This is a genomic window from Rugosimonospora acidiphila, assembly GCF_039543385.1.
GTDB lineage: Bacteria > Actinomycetota > Actinomycetes > Mycobacteriales > Micromonosporaceae > Rugosimonospora > Rugosimonospora acidiphila.
In genome coordinates this window covers 70,151-87,435 of sequence record NZ_BAABJQ010000007.1, presented here as the reverse complement: position 1 = coordinate 87,435, position 17,285 = coordinate 70,151, and the positions used below count along the sequence as shown (strand labels likewise).

Here is a 17,285-nt window from a genome sequence, read left to right as displayed (position 1 = left end):
GGTGGCCGGGTCGGCCCCGTCCCAGCATCGCGATCGGCGCGGCGGCACGGATCGGGGAATCCGTCACCAACCTCGCGGGAACCGCCGGCGCGCGACGCGGACGGCGCCACAATCCACGCTCGCACGAGTCGAGGCTGCCTACAGCGGATAACGAGGGAGCCCCTCTCACACCGCAAGGAGAACACGATGGGCTGGAAGATCGATCATGATCGCCCAGCGATGAACCACCGCGCCGCGGCCTCCGGTAATGCCCTCACCGCCGGCTCGCACCCGCGAGTGGAGCTATCGAAATGAGGGAGCGGGGACCGCTGGCCGGCCGATACCCGGCGGTCGCGCTCATGGTCGTCTTGGCCCTGACCCCGTACCTCGTGCTGTCGGCGGCGCTGCAACCGGTGATGCCCATCATCAGCCAGCAGCTGCACATGACCAACTCGCAGATCAATCTGGCGGGCGGCCTGGCGAACGCGGGCTACGCGTTGGGCACCGTGCTGTCGGTGCAACTCGCCCAGCACCTGCCCCAGCGCCGATTGCTGGTCGTATACGCCACCGTCCTGGTCATCGGCTCCGTACTCGCGGCAGCGGCCAACGGGCCGGCCCTGTTCATTTCCGGTCACATCCTGCAGGGCCTGTGCACCAGCCTCCTGCTGATCGCCGCCGTACCCCCGTTGGTCACGGGGTTCCCGCCAGGCAAGGTACGCCCGACGGCGGTGATCCTGAACCTGTCGATTTTCGGAGGGGTCGCGCTGGGCCCGCTGATCGGGGGCATCCAGGCCGAGGCCAACGGTTGGCGGCCACTGTTCTGGATAATCGCGGGTATCGCCGGCGTGGCGCTGCTACTGGTCGTGCTGACCTTCCAGGACGTGCCGCCGGCGGAGCCCACGGCCACCCGCTCTCCCGTCGCCGTGGGACTGGCGTCAACCGGCTGTGTGGCCGCGTTCTATGGCGCCACACAACTGCTGATCCACCAGTCCCTGGACGCCTCCACTCTCGCGCCGCTGACGGGGGGCCTCGCGCTCATCGTCATCATGCTGATCCAGCAGGACCGCACCAAGCGCCCACTGCTGAGCGTGCGCCCCATGACCAGCACGCTGCCGGTGGCTGGCGTCGTGGGTGCCATGTCCGCGGCGGCCGCATCCATCTCCGCGATCGCGTTGATCGGCGTCCTACTCCAGGATCGGTTCTCGCCCCTGCGACTCGGACTACTCTTCCTGCCCGAGTTCGCCGGAGCGGTGATCACCGCTATCGTGTTCGCGGCCGTGTTCACCACCCGAGCGCTGCACTACTTCGCACTGGCCGGGATGATCTGCCTCAGCGCGGGAATCGCCATCGTCGCCGCCTCCGTCCCGCCCAGCACCGCCGTGACGCTGATCGGAACGGCACTGATCGGCCTCGGCGTCGGCGCCTCGGTGACGCCGGCCCTGTTCATCGCCGGTTTCTCGCTGCGCAACATCGCCCTGCAACGGGTGTTCGCCATCGTCGAGTTGCTGCGAGCGGTGGCCGCGTTCATGGTCACACCTATCCTGCTGTACATCGCCACGACCGTGTCGAGCCGCACGGCCGACGGCATCCGAACCGGCCTCTGGGTCTGCCTCGGCATTTCCGTCGGTGGGACGCTGCTGGCCATCTCGCTCTACGTACTCGGCGGAGTACGTCCACCGACCCCCGCCCTGCCGCGCTGGTTCGGCGGCGACTCGGCGTGGCACTCCCCGCCACTGCTGGCCGCGCTCCGCCGCCGCGCCGGGGGATCACCGCCCGAGACGCCGAAGGCATGACACACCGGTGGTCAGCGTGAAGAAGCGGGCGTCGGCTGTCGGGTCGTCAGGACCAGAACGAGTATTCGACGACTCCGCCGTGTGCCGGTAGCGCACGCTTTCGATACGAACAGGCCATCGCGGGAGTCACGAACTGCTCGCGCCAGGCACCGCGTCCCGAGTAATGAAGCAGCAGAACGTCCGAGGCATCGCTGGCCGCCGATTGGACGGCATCGAATGTGTCGGTCGAAAGCGCGGGATTGATCAGTACCTGGGTGCACCGCCCGTTAAACGCCTGACGGGCACCCGCTGACGTGAGCGCATCGGCGCCCACCATCGTCGCTATACCCGATGAGCACCGCACACGAACGGTCAAGATCGGGCAGGAGCGAGTGCCGGGACAATTGACACGCGTCTTGGCCGATGAAGAACCGAGCGCCGGACTGTGCCGTCAGCGGCCGCGGCGGACTCCCGCCCGGCTGCGGGCGGAGAAGGCCGCCGCGCCACCCTGCCGGGCTGGGGCCGTGGCCGTGGTGGCACCCGAACCGCCACGCTCACCGGCCTGCTGCCCGGAGCCGCCGCGCGGCGAGTGGGCCCGCGCCGCGCTGTTTCGACTTGTCCGGCCGCGGCGCGGTGTGTCGGCATCCGCCCGCTTTCGTGCCGGAGCCGGCGGGGTCGGGTTTGCCGGCGGGGGCGCGACGAACGAGCGCTGTCCGGGGGCGAGCTGGCTGAGCAGCGGGTGACCGGGGCCCAGCCGCGTGGTGGCGGGTGTGATGCCGGCGCTGCGGGTCAGCGCGCGCACCTCACCGGTCTGGTCGTCGGTCATGAGGGTGATCACGGTGCCGGTCGCGCCAGCCCGGGCGGTGCGGCCGGAGCGGTGCAGGTATGCCTTGTGTTCGGCCGGCGGGTCGGCGTGGATGACCCGGGTGATGTCGTCGACGTGGATACCGCGCGCCGCGATGTCCGTGGCCACCAGGGTCTGCACGGTGCCGTTGGCGAAGGCGGTCAGGTTACGGCTGCGGGCGTTCTGAGCCAGGTTGCCGTGCAGCTCCACCGCCGGTACGCCGGCCGCGACGAGCTGGCGGGTCAGCGACTTGGCGCGGTGCTTGGTGCGGGTGAACACCAGCGTGCGGCCAGGTGCGGCGGTCAGGTCGACGAGCACCGGAAGGCGATCGTCGGGGCGCACGTGCAGGACGTGGTGCGACATCGCGGTGACCGTCGCGCGAGGCGCGTCGACGCTGTGCGTGACCGGCCGGTTCAGGTACCGCTTGGCCAGCGTGTCGATGCCGGCGTCGAGGGTCGCCGAGAACAGCAGCCGTTGGCTGGTGCGCGGCGTCGCGTCGAGCAGCCGGCGCACGACCGGCAGGAAGCCCAGGTCCGCCATGTGGTCCGCCTCGTCGAGCACGGTGATCTCCACCGCGTCGAGGTTGGCGTGGCCGGCGGCCAGGTGGTCGGCCAGCCGGCCTGGGCAGGCCACCAGCACGTCCACCCCAGCGCGTAGGCGCGAGATCTGCGGCCTTGGGGCGACCCCGCCGAACACGGCCAGGCTGACCAGCGACAGCGCCTGGGCCAGCGGGGCCATCGACTCCTGGATCTGGGTGGCCAGCTCGCGGGTCGGGGCCAGGATCAGAGCCCGCGGACGCCCGGGCCGACGCGGCGCGCGGGTTGCGGCCAACCGGGCCAGCACCGGAAGCAGGAAGGCGTAGGTCTTGCCGGAACCCGTCTTGCCCCGGCCAAGCACGTCGCGCCCGGCAAGCGTGTCGGGCAGCGTCGCGGCCTGGATGGGAGTGGGGGTGGTGATGTCGCGCGCCTTGAGCGCCGCGATCAGCGGGGTGGGCACCCCGAGCGCGTCGAAGGTCGCCGTGGCGGCGGCCGTTGAGGAGTTGGTGTTTTGGGGGCGGCGTGCCGCCATCGGTTCTCCGAACGTGGAAGGGGTCGTCGCAGCTGGTGCAGGCTGCCAGGAGCCGCAGCGCGGGGGACGACATCTCAGGTGGCCCGGGCGCACCGGCGCGGACCGCTCAGTCAAACTATACCCGCCGCCTCGCTGACCAGCGAAATGCAACCCCTATGAGGGGGGACATAAGGGACTTAAGCGCCAGATTCGCCCACCTATCCGTGGTACGAGCTGTGGCCTCCGTCACTTTCTCGGCTTCGGGCGCCGGCCCCGTACGGGGCCAGAGCCGTCGGCGGTCCTACGCGCAGTCCCGGCACAGCCTGCGGCCGGAGCCGTGCACGACGAGTTGGCTGCGGTGGTGGACCAGGAAGCAGCTGTCGCAACGGAACTCGTCAGACCGCATCGGCACCACGGACACCGTCAATTCCTCGTCTGACAGGTCCGCCCCGGGCAGCTCAAAATCCCCGTCCGGCTCGTCGACGTCTACCGTCGGCGACTGCGCCGCGGCCCGCTGCGCCTGCAGTTGCTCCAGGCTGTCATCTTCAAGCTCGACGACGGGGCGCCGTGGAGCGTCGTAGTCGGTGGTCGCCATCGTGGCATCATCCTCCCGAGGTTGTATCGCTCCCGAAACGCCAACTGCCCCCGCATTGTTCCCGCTCTCCGAACAGCGTGAGCGGGCACACGAACGGCGAGGAAATCCCCGGCGTCCACCTCCAGGTACTGGCCGACACCCACGGCCGATTACTGTGGGCGTCACCCGCCCCTACCCGGAGCCACCCACGATCTTACCGCCACCGGCGGCGCGGGGGGCGGTGGAGTCGCCGCGGCCCGAAGCAGTTGTTGCGGGCGGGCGCGGTTGGCAGGGCGGAGAGCCGCTACCGCTCCAGGATTCTCCTCAGCGTGCCGAGGTTGTCTCGCATCCCGCGTTTGAAGAACCCCTCCGCCAGCGGTCCGAGCAGCGCGGCCGGCCCCGGGAGCCCGGTCGCCTTGATCGTGCCGTCGAGGGTGAGTCGCGTCGCGCCCGGGATGGGTTGGACGTGGTAGCGGTAGGCGAACGGGGTCGGACCGCTCAGGGACGTGAAGGTGACCTCTTCGCCGTCCGCATAGCTGGTGATCCCCACATCGTTGAGAGCGGTTCCGCCGGCGAGTTCCCGGTACACCGCGTAACGCGTCCCGGGACCGCCGGTGCCATCGACCCGACGCACCCGTCGCACCGCGGAATACCACTGCGGCATGGTCGTGAAGTCCGCGACGAATTCGAATACCTCGGCGGGCGGGGCGGTGATGTCAAGGCTCAGCTGAAAGGTCATCGGGTTGTCCCGGGGTATGCCTCGTTCAATGAAGCCGTCACTGTGTTTACCCTTTCTCGGCGGCGAGGCGGTTCGCGAGGGCAAGCCCGGCTGGTGATTGTCGGGTGAATGCGTGGAGGAACTCGATGACCGCATCGGTATCCGTTCCCTCACTGGCACGGTCGATCAGGTCGTAGAGCCGGTTTTCAACCTCGGCGACACGATCGGCCTTGTCGCGGCCTTGTGGCGTGAGCGCGAGTCTGACCTGCCGGCGGTCGTGTTCGCCGGTGGTTCTCTCCACGAAGCCCGCGGCGACGAGTCGGTCCACGATTCGGCTCGGACTCGTACCGGTGTCGCACACCAGCATGTCACCGAGTTCTCGCAGAGCGAGCGGGCCGTGATCCGCGATGATGCGCAATGCCTCAGACTGCGCCGGCGTCACACCGAGCTCAGACATCATCGCGGTCAGCCGACGGTTGCCTTCTCGTTGAGCCGCGAGGATCAGGTAGCGAAGCTGCTCCGCCGCTCTCACGCGCCCACCGTCTCGTGCTGTCGCAACGCCGTCGTCAGGAGCGAGTCGGCGGCCGGGTCGTGGGCGGCGAGGATCGGCATGCCCGGATACCGTGCCGCCAGCCGATTGACCTGCCGGGTGGTGTCGTGCAGACCGGTCGCGTCGCCGACTCCGGGGATGCGGTCGGCCGCCAGCAGCCGCACGTCGTAGGTGAGGTCGCCGACGAACATCATCGTCGGCAGTCCCTCGCCGCGCAGCAGCAGCGACATCGAACCGGGCGTGTGCCCGGGGGTGGGCAGCAGCAACAGCGACCCGTCACCCATGACATCGTGGGCGCGAGTAAATGGCGCGATCGCGGGGTCCTCGGCGCGCCGCGGGGTGACGGCGCTCCACCGGACGTCCGGAACGTGGATATGCTCACGCATCAGGCCGGCGAAGACCGCGAGCCTCTTGTCCACCTCGGCGAACTCCGCCGCGCTGACCAGCACCTGGGCCGTCTTCGGCAACTCCCGCAGGCCGCCGATGTGGTCCTGATGGAGGTGGGAGACGATGGCCACCCGCACGTCCGCGATGTCGTAACCCTGTTGGCGGAGCCTGGCCGTCAGCGTCGCGTCCGAGGGAATGTCGAACTTGGCCAGCCGGCGGTAGATGTGCCCAGCCGCGCCGCCGGGGAAGTACCCCGCGTCGGTGACCGAGCGCCGATCCTGGCCGAGGTCGAACAGCACCAGCCCGTTGTCGTGTTCGATGACATACACGTTGATCGGACGGGGCTCGGTCCACCGGCGTGACGTGTTGAGCCACCACAACAGCGGAGTCCCGTCCGTCTCGACGTGCTGCGGACGGATCTGGACGGTGCCGGTGCTGACGACCGAGACCCGGTTGATCGGACTCATGGCGAGCTCCTTAGATGTCGCGACATGTATGTCGTGACACGAATTAGACGCCAGGGTGGCACCGCTGTCAAGCATCGCTGTCGGAGCTATCGCGAGGACGGTGTGATGAGCCCGCCTTCGTACGCGATGATGACCAGCTGGGCCCGGTCCCGCGCCTTCAGCTTGGCCAGCAGTCTCGACATGTGCGTCTTCACGGTGCCCATGCCGAGGCTCAGCCGTTCGGCGATCTCCGCGTTGGACAGCCCACGTGCGACCAGCACGAGCACTTCGCGCTCACGTTCGGTGAGACGTCCGAGGTCGCCGGACAACGGTCGTACGGGTTCGGCGCGCTTGACGAACTCGGCGATCAATCGTCGGGTGACGCTCGGGGCCAGCAGGCCGTCGCCCGTGGCGATGACCCGGATCGCCGCCAGGAGGTCGGCCGGTCGGGTGTCCTTGAGCAGGAAGCCGCTGGCTCCGGCGCGCAGCGCCGCGTACACGTAGGAGTCGATGTCGAACATCGTGAGGATGAGCACGCGGGCGGGCGGGGTCTGGGCGGTGGCGCAGATTCGCCGGGTGGCCTCCACCCCGTCCATTTCGGGCATCCGGATGTCCATCAGCAGCACGTCGGGCCGCTCCTGCCGGGTCAGCTCGACGGCCTCGATGCCGGTGCTGGCCTCGCCGACCACCGTCAGGCCGGGCGCGGTCTCGATCAGCACCCGGAAGCTGCCGCGCAGCAGGGCCTGATCGTCGGCGATGAGCACCCGTACCGGCGGGCTCACGGCAGGTACCTGCTGGCTCACGGCAGCGCCGGAGCCGGCTGGTACGGCAACCGGGCGTGCACGGCGAACCCGCCCTCCGGACGCGGCCCCGCGACCAGAACGCCGCCGTACAGCGACACCCGTTCGCGCATGCCCACCAGTCCGTGGCCGACCCGCCCACCCGCGTCGGTGGTACGTCCATGGTCCGCCGGGCGGCTGGTGGGCTCCCCGTCGTCCGTGACCTCCACGGTGACCGCGTCACCGTCGGTACCTATCCGGACCTGGCAGTGCGCTGCCCCGGCGTGCTTGACCACGTTGGTGAGGGCCTCCTGAACGATCCGGTAGACGGAGAGTTCGACGTCGTGCGGCAGCCGGCCGACGTCGCCCAGTTCCAGGTCGACCGGGACGCCCGCCAGCGCCGTTCGCCGTGCCAGCGCCGGCAACGCGTCGAGCCCGGGGGTCGGGGCCAGGTCGTTGGTGTCGTCGCCGGAGCCGGCCGCCCGCAGAACGTCGAGGAGCCGTCGCATCTCGCCCAGGGCGCTGCGTCCGGTGGCCTCGATCACCCGCAGCGCGTCGTGCGCTTCCTCCGGGTGGTCGTGCAGGACATGGTTGGCGACGCCGGCCTTGACCGTGATGAGGCCGATGCTGTGCGAGACGATGTCGTGGAGTTCCCGGGCGATGCGCAGCCGCTCTGCCGCGACCGCCCGGTCCGCCTGCCGCACCGCCGACCGCGCGGCGGCGGCCCGCCACTCGCGCGCGGCGTGCCCGAGGGTCCAGGCGCTGCCCAGCAGCATGGCGTCGAGCAGGGCGGTACCGGCCGCGGCCCGCGTCGCCGAGTGCGGCAGCGCCAGCACGGCGGCGAGCAGACCGACGGCGGTCAGCACGCCGATGGCCCGGGTTGGTACCCAGCGGGGTGATGGCTGGGTCAGCGCGACCGGGTACAGGGCATAGGCCGCCGCGACGAACGGGTATCCGCCGATGCGTAGCGGCACGGCCAGAATCGATGCCGCCAGTACGAGCCAGAACACCGGTACCGGCCAGAGTCGCCGGACCGCGACCGGCAGCCCGATGCCGGCGATCATCAGGAGTTGCGACCACGCCGGCGCGTTCCCGACGAGGCCGCCGCGACCGGCGGACAGCAGCAACAGCACGTACCCGAGCGCGGCGACGGCATCCAGCGCGACCAGGTCTCGGCGGCTCAGTCGCCAGGGGTGCGCGGCGGCTGCGCCGAGGTTGTTCGTCACCCGAAAACAGTATCGACGGGCCGGTGAGCACGCCCGCGAGGCCCGGCTATGACCGCGGGCCTATGACCGTCGCCAGACCCATGGCGGCACTCGCCGGCCCACTCCGACCACGGGCAGACCCCGAATTTCGGGCGCTGGTCAGACGCGCGGGGCGGCCCGATCCGGGATCCTCGTGGGCGTGATTCGGCTGGAGTCGGTGAGCAAGCGCTACGGACCGAACCGGTGGGTACTGACCGGCGTCAGCCTGGAGGTTCCCGCCGCGGAGTCGGTCGCGATCACCGGGACGAACGGTGCAGGCAAATCCACCCTGTTGCGGATCCTGGCCGGGCTGTCGCGCCCGACGAGGGGCACGGTGTCCGGGCGGCCGCCGGTCGTCGGGTACGTCCCGGACCGCTTCCCGCCCGGCGACCGGCTCTCGGCCACCGAGTACCTCACCCACCTCGGCCGGGTGCGTGGCCTGCGTGGCGCCACCGCCCGGGTCCGGGCAACCGAACTGCTGGACCGGCTCGAACTCGCGGGCGGGGCGCGGGCGCCGATTCGCGGCCTGTCCAAGGGCAACGCGCAGAAGGTGGCACTGGCTCAGGCACTGATGATCGCGCCGCAGTTGCTGGTGCTCGACGAGCCGTGGTCCGGGCTGGACGCGGCGGCGCACGGCGTGCTCGGCGAGATCATCTCCGAGGTGGTCGACGCTGGCGGCTCGGTGGTGTTCACCGACCACCGGGAGTCGGTCATCGGGGCACATGCCGCCCACAGGTACACGATTCAGGCCGGCCGGGTGACGGCGGTCGCCGGCGGCGGGACGATCCCGCGGGAACTCGTCGGGTGGCCCGTGGACGCGGACCGGACCGCGTCGCGCCAGCAGCCGGCCGACGGTCCACCCGGCGGGCAGGACGGGACGGCGCTTCCGAGCGCGTGCGTCGTGCTGTTCGCACCGCGGCGGGCCAGGCCGCGCGAGGTCGACTGGTCGGGCCTGCCCGGGGTGGTCGACCTGACGCCGGTCGCGGGTGGTGTCCGGATCCGGGTAACCGCCCACGCCTGTGACGCCCTGCTGCTGCGTGCGCTTCGCGCAGGCTGGTCGGTCGCGGAGGTCCGGCGCGACGCCGCCGGGTGCGAGGCACGGGACGGGGGTGCGGCGTGCTCGCGCTGATCCGGTACGCGCTGGCGTCCCTGATCCACAGCCAGCGGTACCTGGCTCCGGCGCTGCTGTACCTTGTCGTGCTGGCCACGTTCACGATCAACGACCAGGGGACGCTGGCCGGCGTGTACGTGGTGTCCGCGGGTGCGCTGCTGGTCTGCGGTACCTGGCTCACCGTGACGATCGTCAACCTCGACGATCCCGTACAACGGGCCATCACGGTCTCGGCCGCGGGCCGGTCCCGCCGGGTACTCGCCGCGTCGGTCGGTCTGGCGGTCCTGGTGTGCGTGGTACTGGCCGGGGTGGGCCTGGTCTTCCCGCTGCTGTCCGGTCATCACGTGATCACCAGCGCCGGGTTGGTTACCGGGGCGGAGGCGGAGTTGGCCTGCGCCTTCGCCGGGATCGCGGTCGGGCTGCTCTGCTCGCGCCTGGTGGTCGGGCGTCCGGGGTACTCGCTGATCCTCGCACTCGGGTTGGTGCTCGCCCTGCCGCTGGTGCGGATACCCCCGATCAACCCCATGCTGCGGTCGATGTCCGGCGACGGGCCCGCCGGCCACCTGGTGCTGCCGATCGCCGCGGACCTGACGGTCTGCGTCATCCTGTCGCTGGCGAGCGCCCTCGTGACGCAGTATTTCGCGGTGCGGCGGGACTGACCGGCCGGGCGGCAGCGGCGGTCTTCGGCAAATGGCTGATGACGGTGTATTTTAGTAGTGACTACAATACCGGCCGGCATCGGAGGCGATCATGGCAGGAGGACGGCCGCGCGCCTTCGACAGCGACCTGGCCCTCGATCGGGCCCTGGAGGTGTTCTGGCGCCAGGGTTATGAGGGCACGGGGATCTCCGATCTCATGAAGGCGATGGGCATCAACAACGCGCCCAGCCTCTACAACGCCTTCGGGAACAAGGAGCAGCTGTTCAGCAAGGTGCTCGACCGCTACGCCGAGGGCCCCGCCCGGTACATCCGTGAGGCGTTCGACCAGCCGACGGCGCGAGCGGCGGTCGAGGCCCTCCTGCACGGCGCCGCCGACGCAACGACCGATCCGGACCACCCGCGCGGATGCATCACGGTGCAGGGCGCCCTGGCGTGTTCGCCCGGCGCCCAGGCCGCACGCGACGAACTGGTGGCACGCCGGGCGGCCGGCGAAACGGCCCTGCGCGAGCGGTTGCGGCAGGCCCGTAGTTCCGGGGAACTGCCGACCGGTACCGATCCGGACCGTCTCGCGCGCTACTTCACCACCATCTACCAGGGCATCGCGGTCCAGGCCGCCGGCGGAACGAGCCGGGAACACCTGCACCAGATCGTGGAGACGGCCATGACCGCCTGGCCGCAGCGGGCAGACGCCTGAGCGGACGCCCCGGGCCTCTCCCCTGGCCCCGGTTGAACAGCTTTCCCGGGTGACGGCACGACCCATGGCCGTGGCCGGAATCGGCAACAGGTAGTCCCGCGTCACACAACCGCCCACCGCGAGAGTGCGGTGAGAGGCGACGACCCATCAGGTGCCGCGGGGTGAGGCGCCCGCGGAGTGACGCGCCCGGTGCGTGGCGCGCCCGCGGAGTGACACGCGCGACCCCGCTTGACGCCGAGCCTTCGCAGGACGTAGTTTTTTAGTGCTCGATAAAAAACAAGTCGAGGCCCGAATCGGGCGGATGAAAGCGACAAACGACGTCAGCCGACCCGCCCAATCATGCCTATAAGAGACAGAGGGAGCACTCATCATGGGACAGTTCGACGGCAAGACGGCCATCGTGACCGGAGGCACCAGCGGAATCGGCCTGGCCACCGCGGAGCGTTTCGCGGCAGAGGGCGCGCACGTCTACATCACCGGTCGCCGGCAGGACGCACTCGACGCCGCGGTGGCCAGGATCGGCCACCACGCGACCGGCGTACGCGGCGACGTCGCCAACCTGGCCGACCTGGACCGGCTCTACGAGACCGTGGCCAAGCAGGGCCGGCGAGTCGACGTGCTGTACGCCAACGCGGGCGGCGGCGAATTCTCCACCCTGGAACAGGTCACCGAGAAGCACTTCGACGAAACGTTCGGCCGCAACGCCAAGGGCATGCTGTTCACGGTCCAGAAGGCCTTGCCGCTGCTCAACGACGGTGCGTCGATCATCCTGCAGTCCTCCAACGCCGGCACCCTCGGCAACGAGGCCTTCGGCGTGTACGCGGCCTCCAAGGCCGCCGTACGGTCCTTCGCCCGCACCTGGGCGGCGGAGTTGAGGGGCCGCTCGATCCGGGTCAACGCCATCAGCCCCGGCACCATCGACACCCCCGGGATCGACGGTCTCGCCCCCGACCAGGAGCAGGCCGACCAGCTCAAGTCCTACATGGCCAGCACGATCCCGCTGGGACGTATCGGGCGCCCCGACGAGGTGGCCAGCGCCGTTGTCTTCCTCGCCTCGGATCAGAGCAGCTTCATCACCGGCATCGAGCTGTTCGTCGACGGCGGCCGCAACCAGATCTGACCGCCGTTCACCCCCCGCACGCTGGACAAGAGAGGACCCGAGAAATGCGGTTAGGATCGACCGGTATTTGGAGTATCGAGCTGCGGATGGCCGATCCGTACGAAATCGCCGACGCCGCGGCCGAGCTCGACGAACTGGGTTGGGGAACCCTGTGGATACCGGGCCTGGGGGGCGGCGACATCCTCGGCGACTCGCAGCGGCTGCTGCGGGCCACGCGCACGGCGAAGGTGGCCATCGGAGTCGCGAGCATGTGGCGGCACCAGGCCGCCGATCTGGCGGCAGGGCACGCACGCCTCCAGGACGCCCACGGCCGCCGGCACCTGCTGGGCCTCGGCGTCAGCGACCCCGCCGCCGCACGACACGCGGGACAGCCATACCGACCACTGGCGGACATGGGTAGCTACCTCGACGAACTCGACCGGGCCCCTGCGCCGGTACCCCCGGCGGAGCGGCTCCTGGCGGCACTCGGCCCCAGGATGACCGAACTCGCCGGACGACGCACCGCCGGCGTTCACCCGTTCATGGTCACGCCGGATTACTCGGCCGGGGCGAGAGAACAGCTGGGCGACGGCCCGCTCATCGCGCCCTACCAGGCCGTCGTACTCGAACGCGACCCCGACAAGGCCCGCACCGCGGCCCGCGAATTCCTCGGCACGTTCCTCGGCATGGACCACTACGCCCGGAGCCTGCGCCGCCAGGGATTCGCCGAGGAGGACCTGGCCAACGGGGGTAGCGACCGCCTCATCGACAGCGTCGTCGCCTGGGGAGACGTGCAGACCATCGGCGCGCGCATCGACGCACACCACCAGGCCGGCGCCGACCACGTCTGCCTCCACGTCGTCGGCGCCGGCCCGCGCATGCCGCGGCGCCAGTGGCGCGAACTGGCCCCGCTCGCCTCCTGAGCGCCTTGAACCCGCCGGAGGGCAGGGGTCGCGTCGCGTGGGGGTCGCGTCGCGCGGATGTCACTGTCGCGGCAGGTCGATGCCGGCCGCGCGCAGATTCGCCTCGACCAGCGCGTTCAACCGGACGATGGACGGCCCCTGGTCTTCCCGGTGGTGGTTGACCAGTCCGTACCGGGCGGTGGCGTCGGACTGGTGGTGAAACCCGTTCGGCGTTGCCAGCAGGGTGCGGTTGGCCAGCAGCTTGGCGGCCAGTGCGGACGCCAGCTCGTCGATCCGCGGGTCCCCCGGATTCCAGGAAATCGCATCGCAACTGCGCTTGGTCAGCTCGACGAACTCGGGATCGTCGAGCGAGTGTTCGAGCCGGGTCAGGAAACTGTCGAAGACCGCCGGAATCAGCGCCCGGGCCAGCACCAGCGCCTCCCGTTGAGTGGCCACGTAGTCCGGGCCGAAGCCGAGGTCAGCGAGTCGGTCCAGGACCGCGCAGGCCCGGTCGGGCAGCAGGACCCGGTCGCCGTGGGCGAGCCGGTGCAGCGTGTCGCGACGCGCGATCAGGTCCTCGATCCGTTCGGTGAGCCGATGGTGGACGTCGTCCAGCGCGGCGGCGAACCGCTCGGGATCGGCGTCGAGCAGGTCACCGATCTCGACCAGCGGCACGCCTGCCCCGGCCAGGGTCCGGACCTGGACCAGCCGGAGCAGGTCGGCCGACCCGTACCGCCGATAGCCGGAACCGTCACGTCGCGGCTCCTGGACCAGTCCGAGGCGGTGATAGTGCCGCACGGTCTTGATCGTGACGCCGACGAATGCCGCCGCCTGACCGATCGTGAGCCCGTCTGCCATCGGCTCAGCGCACCTCCACATCGTGGGCCGCCAGATCGTGGGCCGCCAGATCGTGGGGGGCGGCCTTCGCGCTCACCTTGAGGTATCGGTTGCGGACGATCACAGGGGCGAGAGTAGCGCGGATCAGTTGAGCTTGACCTTGGGTCAGGGTGCACGCTCATCGCATGGCCGCCCCGAAGGGGCCGGTGCCAAACACCCACTATCGCGAGATGAGGAATCACCGTGCGCGAATCCCTCCGCACCATCACGGACAGCGCCGCCGGGCAGGATCGCCCGAAGCTGCGCAAGGCCATCGAGGAGATTGTCGAGGCCGGTTTCGCCGGGGCGCAGCTGCGCGTGCACGATGAGCGGGGCGAGTGGGTCGGCAGCGCCGGGGTGCGCAAGCTGGGCGAGCCCGCCAAGCCACCGACCAACGGGCGGTTCCGGATCGGCAGCACCACCAAGACCTTCACCGCGACCGTGGTGTTGCGGCTGGTGGCCGAGGGCACGCTCGGGCTGGACGCCCCAGCGGATGACTACCTGCCCGAGTACGGGCTGGACCGGCGGATCACGGTGCGGATGCTGCTGCAGCACACCAGCGGGGTGTTCAACTTCGTCGGCGAGGTCTACGACGACGGGACGTTCGCGCCGGGGATCCCCGCGATCGACAAGGAGTGGGTGGACAACCAGTTCCACACCTACCAGGACGAGGAGCTGGTCCGGTTGGCGTTGTCCAAGCCGGCGCGGTTCGCGCCGGGCACGGACTGGAGCTACTCCAACACCAACTACGTGCTGGCCAAGCTGCTGATCGAGAAGGCCACCGGCCACCGCTACGCCGAGGAGCTGCGGCGGCTGATCCTGCGGCCGCTCGGACTGTCGGGGACCACGGTGCCGGGCGCCTCGCCGGAGGTCCCCGAGCCGCACGCCCACGGCTACTACCAGTACCAGGATGCCGGCCAGTGGAAGACGGTCGACGCCACCCGCCAGAACCCCTCCGTGCTGTCCGCCGCCGGTGACCTGATTTCGACCACCGAGGATCTGCACACGTTCTTCTCCGCGCTGATGAGCGGCAAGCTCCTTCCGGCCCCGCTGCTCGCCGAGATGCGCACGCCGCACCCCCAGAGCGGCGACTACCGCTACGGCCTGGGGCTGTTCGTGGAGGAGACGGACCGCGGGGGCACCATCCTCCATCACAATGGCGGCCTCTGGGGCTGGGCGGCGCTGATGTACGGCACGCCCGACGGCGGTAGGACCCTGACCGGCTCGCTGACCTTCGGGGACGCCGAGCTCGACCTCGCCGCCATGGCCGGGGCGCTCGAGCAGGCGAAGCGCAGGCTCGTCAAGGAGGTGTTCTGCGGCGGGCGGGCCGGATCGGCTGACGGGGCGGCCGATCCGACTCAGCCGACGGGCTGAGCGCTGTTCTCCGTCGCCCAGGCGCAGATGGCGGCGAGCGGCTCCCGCAACGTCTTGCCCAAAGCGGTCAGCGCGTACTCGACGTGCTGCGGCGCCGTCTCCTTCAGTACCCGTCGCTGGACCAAGCCGTCGCGCTCCATGTCGCGCAGCGTCTCGGTCAGGACCTTCTGGGTGATCCCCGCGACCCGGCGACGCAACTCGGCGTGCCGTTGGGGACCGGCGAGCAGCGCGTAGATGAGCAGGACCCGCCACTTCGAGGCAAGCCGCTCGATCGCCTGCCGCGTCGTGCAGCCCTCCTCCAGCACGTCTGGGACGACCAGCGACACGAGCACCTCCGAGGATCGGACGAGGCCGCCCGAGCTCGTCGAAGGGCACCGCGAAGTGCCCTCTGCCCGACGAGCGCCGTGCGACTTAGCGTCGAACCAACAGTAGACGCTGAGAGGAACGGCCGACATGGACGACCGCAGTTCCGAGTACCGCATCCACACCTACACCGCCGCCAGCGCATGGCCCACCGAGACGGTGCCGGCGTGAACGCCGAGCGTGTCACGTTCACCGCCGACGGGGTCACGCTGGTCGGCAACCTCGCCGTGGCCGCCGGGGCGCCCGCCGTCGTTCTGACCGGGCCGTTCACGGGCGTCAAAGAACAGGTCGTCGGGACGTACGCCGCGCGGTTACATGAGCGTGGCCTGACCACGCTCGCCTTCGACCACCGCGGCTTCGGCGAGAGTGGCGGGCGTCGTGCGCACGAGGACAGCCAGGGCAAGCTCAGCGACCTACGCGCGGCGGTGAGCCTGCTTGCCGCGCACCCGGCCGTAGACGCCGCCCGGTTATCGGTTGTCGGGATCTGTCTCGGTGGCGGCTACGCGGTTCGGGCGGCCGCCACCGACCCGAGAATCCGCGCGGTCGTGGGCATCGCGGGCGCGTACAACAGCCCTGCCCAGTTCAGCGCGCGCGACCCCGTGGGCTATCGCCAGGCACTCGCCTCCTTCATCGAGCGCTACGACGAGGAGTTGCCCGCGGTCGCCGCCGACGGCGCCAGCGCGGCAATGGGTGGCGACGAGCCATTCGCCTATTACGGCACCCAGCGTTCCGCGGCGGCGCACTGGGAGAACCGGGTCACCTACGGTTCGCTCCACGCACTCATGACATTCGATGCGCTCGGCGCGGCGCCGCTGCTCACCGCTACCCCGCTGCAGATCGTGCATGGCCGGGCCGACGCCTACTGCGCGCCGGAACTCGCCGAGTCGCTCTACACCGACGCGACAGGACCGAAGGAGATTCGCTGGCTCGACGCCGAACAGCACATCGATCTTTACGACGTAGAGCCATACGTCAGACAGGCCGCCGACGCGGCCGCGACCTTCCTGCACCGTCACCTGGGTGGCACCACCACATCGGCATGATATGTGCGTGACGGCTCGATCTTGTGGGAGAGCCTTGGTGGTCAGGCGCGCGGACCCAGGAACAGACCCCCACTCGCGTCGATGACCTGCCCGGTAACCCAGCGGGCGGCGTCGGAGGCGAGGAACGCGACCACGTCGGCGACGTCGTCGGGCCCACCGAGCCGGCCCAGTGCCGTCATCCCGGTGATCAGCTCGGCCAGGCCCGGCGTCTCGAAGACCGCCCCGTTGCTCGCCGTCCGGGTGGCGCCGGGCGCGACCGCGTTGACGGTGATGCCCCGGGCGCCGAGCTGGTTGGCCAACGTCAGGGTCATCGTCTCGACCGCGCCCTTGGTCATGGCGAACGACGTCTGGGTGGCGTTGGCCATCCGGGTCGCCACGGACGAGATGGTGATGATCCGGCCGCCGTCGCGAAGCATGGGCAGGGCCCGCTCGATGATGAGGTACGGCGCTCGCACGTTGACCGCGAACAGCTGGTCGAACGCCGCCCGGGTCGTGGCGCCGAGCGGGCCCGCGGGTGGCGCCGCCGCGTTGTTGACGAGGATGTCCAGCGGCCGCCCGGCCAGGCCGGCCTCGACCCCCGCGAACAGGGTCTCGACATCTCCGTCCACGCCCAGTCGCGCGCCGACCGCGTGCGCCGTTCCACCGGCGCGCGCGATCTGGTCGACCGTCGCCGTCGCGCCGCCCTTGTCCGTGCCGAAGTGCGCGATGACGACCGCTCCCCGCGCCGCCAGCCGGATCGCGATCGCCTGCCCGATGCCGCGCGACGCGCCGGTCACCAGGGCCGTCCTGCCGATCAGATCGCCCATGATGTTAGTTACCCCCTT

Annotated in this window: 19 protein-coding genes; 8 read left to right on the top strand and 11 right to left on the bottom strand. The window is 70.4% G+C overall.

The features are described 5' to 3' along the window. The first annotated feature begins 290 nt into the window (after positions 1-290). Positions 291-1,772 (top strand): MFS transporter, encoded by a 1,482-nt coding sequence (locus tag ABEA87_RS14400; protein ID WP_345629762.1) that lies wholly within the window; start codon positions 291-293, stop codon positions 1,770-1,772. Between the two features lie 46 nt (positions 1,773-1,818). Here ABEA87_RS14400 and ABEA87_RS14395 read toward each other — a convergent pair whose 3' ends face one another. From ABEA87_RS14395 to ABEA87_RS14360, 8 genes are all read right to left on the bottom strand, one after another. Then, positions 1,819-2,085: a hypothetical protein gene (locus tag ABEA87_RS14395; RefSeq protein ID WP_345629761.1), complete on the bottom strand. Its 267-nt coding sequence runs from the start codon at positions 2,083-2,085 to the stop codon at positions 1,819-1,821. A gap of 117 nt (positions 2,086-2,202) precedes the next feature. Beyond that, the gene (locus tag ABEA87_RS14390; RefSeq protein WP_345629759.1) at positions 2,203-3,663 is read right to left on the bottom strand and encodes a DEAD/DEAH box helicase; all 1,461 of its coding nucleotides are present in this window, start codon (positions 3,661-3,663) and stop codon (positions 2,203-2,205) included. 280 nt (positions 3,664-3,943) lie between these two features. Next, positions 3,944-4,237, bottom strand: coding sequence for a DUF4193 domain-containing protein (locus tag ABEA87_RS14385; RefSeq protein WP_345629757.1), 294 nt, complete (start codon positions 4,235-4,237; stop codon positions 3,944-3,946). 283 nt (positions 4,238-4,520) lie between these two features. Continuing rightward, a complete protein-coding gene (locus ABEA87_RS14380) occupies positions 4,521-4,955 on the bottom strand; it encodes an SRPBCC family protein (RefSeq protein WP_345629755.1) in 435 nt (144 codons plus the stop codon). Between the two features lie 46 nt (positions 4,956-5,001). Continuing rightward, the gene (locus ABEA87_RS14375; RefSeq protein ID WP_345629752.1) at positions 5,002-5,466 is read right to left on the bottom strand and encodes a MarR family winged helix-turn-helix transcriptional regulator; all 465 of its coding nucleotides are present in this window, start codon (positions 5,464-5,466) and stop codon (positions 5,002-5,004) included. Next, positions 5,463-6,338, bottom strand: a complete 876-nt coding sequence (locus ABEA87_RS14370; protein ID WP_345629750.1) for an MBL fold metallo-hydrolase — start codon at positions 6,336-6,338, stop codon at positions 5,463-5,465. Before ABEA87_RS14370 ends, ABEA87_RS14375 begins: the two co-directional genes overlap by 4 nt. A gap of 86 nt (positions 6,339-6,424) precedes the next feature. Next, positions 6,425-7,099, bottom strand: a complete 675-nt coding sequence (locus tag ABEA87_RS14365) for a response regulator transcription factor (protein WP_345629748.1) — start codon at positions 7,097-7,099, stop codon at positions 6,425-6,427. A 17-nt stretch (positions 7,100-7,116) separates the two neighbouring features. Continuing rightward, the gene (locus ABEA87_RS14360; RefSeq protein ID WP_345629746.1) at positions 7,117-8,322 is read right to left on the bottom strand and encodes a sensor histidine kinase; all 1,206 of its coding nucleotides are present in this window, start codon (positions 8,320-8,322) and stop codon (positions 7,117-7,119) included. Between the two features lie 178 nt (positions 8,323-8,500). Between ABEA87_RS14360 and ABEA87_RS14355 the strand changes: the two genes are divergently transcribed. The 5 genes from ABEA87_RS14355 to ABEA87_RS14335 all read left to right on the top strand — a co-directional run bounded on the left by ABEA87_RS14355 (position 8,501) and on the right by ABEA87_RS14335 (position 12,826). After that, positions 8,501-9,469, top strand: a complete 969-nt coding sequence (locus tag ABEA87_RS14355; protein ID WP_345629744.1) for an ABC transporter ATP-binding protein — start codon at positions 8,501-8,503, stop codon at positions 9,467-9,469. Continuing rightward, positions 9,457-10,110 carry a hypothetical protein gene (locus tag ABEA87_RS14350; RefSeq protein ID WP_345629742.1) on the top strand — a complete coding sequence of 218 codons (654 nt, stop codon included), beginning with the start codon at positions 9,457-9,459 and terminating at the stop codon, positions 10,108-10,110. The genes ABEA87_RS14355 and ABEA87_RS14350 overlap by 13 nt, the downstream gene beginning before the upstream one ends. A 91-nt stretch (positions 10,111-10,201) precedes the next feature. Then, positions 10,202-10,804: a TetR/AcrR family transcriptional regulator gene (locus tag ABEA87_RS14345; RefSeq protein ID WP_345629740.1), complete on the top strand. Its 603-nt coding sequence runs from the start codon at positions 10,202-10,204 to the stop codon at positions 10,802-10,804. Between the two features lie 370 nt (positions 10,805-11,174). Continuing rightward, positions 11,175-11,924, top strand: coding sequence for a glucose 1-dehydrogenase (locus ABEA87_RS14340; RefSeq protein WP_345629738.1), 750 nt, complete (start codon positions 11,175-11,177; stop codon positions 11,922-11,924). A 44-nt stretch (positions 11,925-11,968) separates the two neighbouring features. Then, positions 11,969-12,826, top strand: a complete 858-nt coding sequence (locus ABEA87_RS14335) for a TIGR03620 family F420-dependent LLM class oxidoreductase (protein ID WP_345629737.1) — start codon at positions 11,969-11,971, stop codon at positions 12,824-12,826. A 60-nt stretch (positions 12,827-12,886) separates the two neighbouring features. Here the strand turns inward: ABEA87_RS14335 and ABEA87_RS14330 are convergent, their stop codons facing one another. Then, entirely contained in the window at positions 12,887-13,663 is a 777-nt protein-coding gene (locus tag ABEA87_RS14330) for a MerR family transcriptional regulator (RefSeq protein ID WP_345629736.1), read from the bottom strand. A 222-nt stretch (positions 13,664-13,885) separates the two neighbouring features. Between ABEA87_RS14330 and ABEA87_RS14325 the strand changes: the two genes are divergently transcribed. After that, positions 13,886-15,055: a serine hydrolase domain-containing protein gene (locus ABEA87_RS14325; RefSeq protein WP_345629735.1), complete on the top strand. Its 1,170-nt coding sequence runs from the start codon at positions 13,886-13,888 to the stop codon at positions 15,053-15,055. Here the strand turns inward: ABEA87_RS14325 and ABEA87_RS14320 are convergent. Continuing rightward, positions 15,040-15,381 carry a winged helix-turn-helix transcriptional regulator gene (locus ABEA87_RS14320; RefSeq protein ID WP_345629733.1) on the bottom strand — a complete coding sequence of 114 codons (342 nt, stop codon included), beginning with the start codon at positions 15,379-15,381 and terminating at the stop codon, positions 15,040-15,042. The genes ABEA87_RS14325 and ABEA87_RS14320 overlap by 16 nt on opposite strands. 204 nt (positions 15,382-15,585) lie before the next feature. Between ABEA87_RS14320 and ABEA87_RS14315 the strand changes: the two genes are divergently transcribed. Further along, positions 15,586-16,461, top strand: a complete 876-nt coding sequence (locus ABEA87_RS14315) for an alpha/beta hydrolase (protein WP_345629731.1) — start codon at positions 15,586-15,588, stop codon at positions 16,459-16,461. Between the two features lie 41 nt (positions 16,462-16,502). Here ABEA87_RS14315 and ABEA87_RS14310 read toward each other — a convergent pair whose 3' ends face one another. After that, positions 16,503-17,267, bottom strand: a complete 765-nt coding sequence (locus ABEA87_RS14310) for an SDR family oxidoreductase (protein ID WP_345629729.1) — start codon at positions 17,265-17,267, stop codon at positions 16,503-16,505. Positions 17,268-17,285 lie beyond the last annotated feature (18 nt).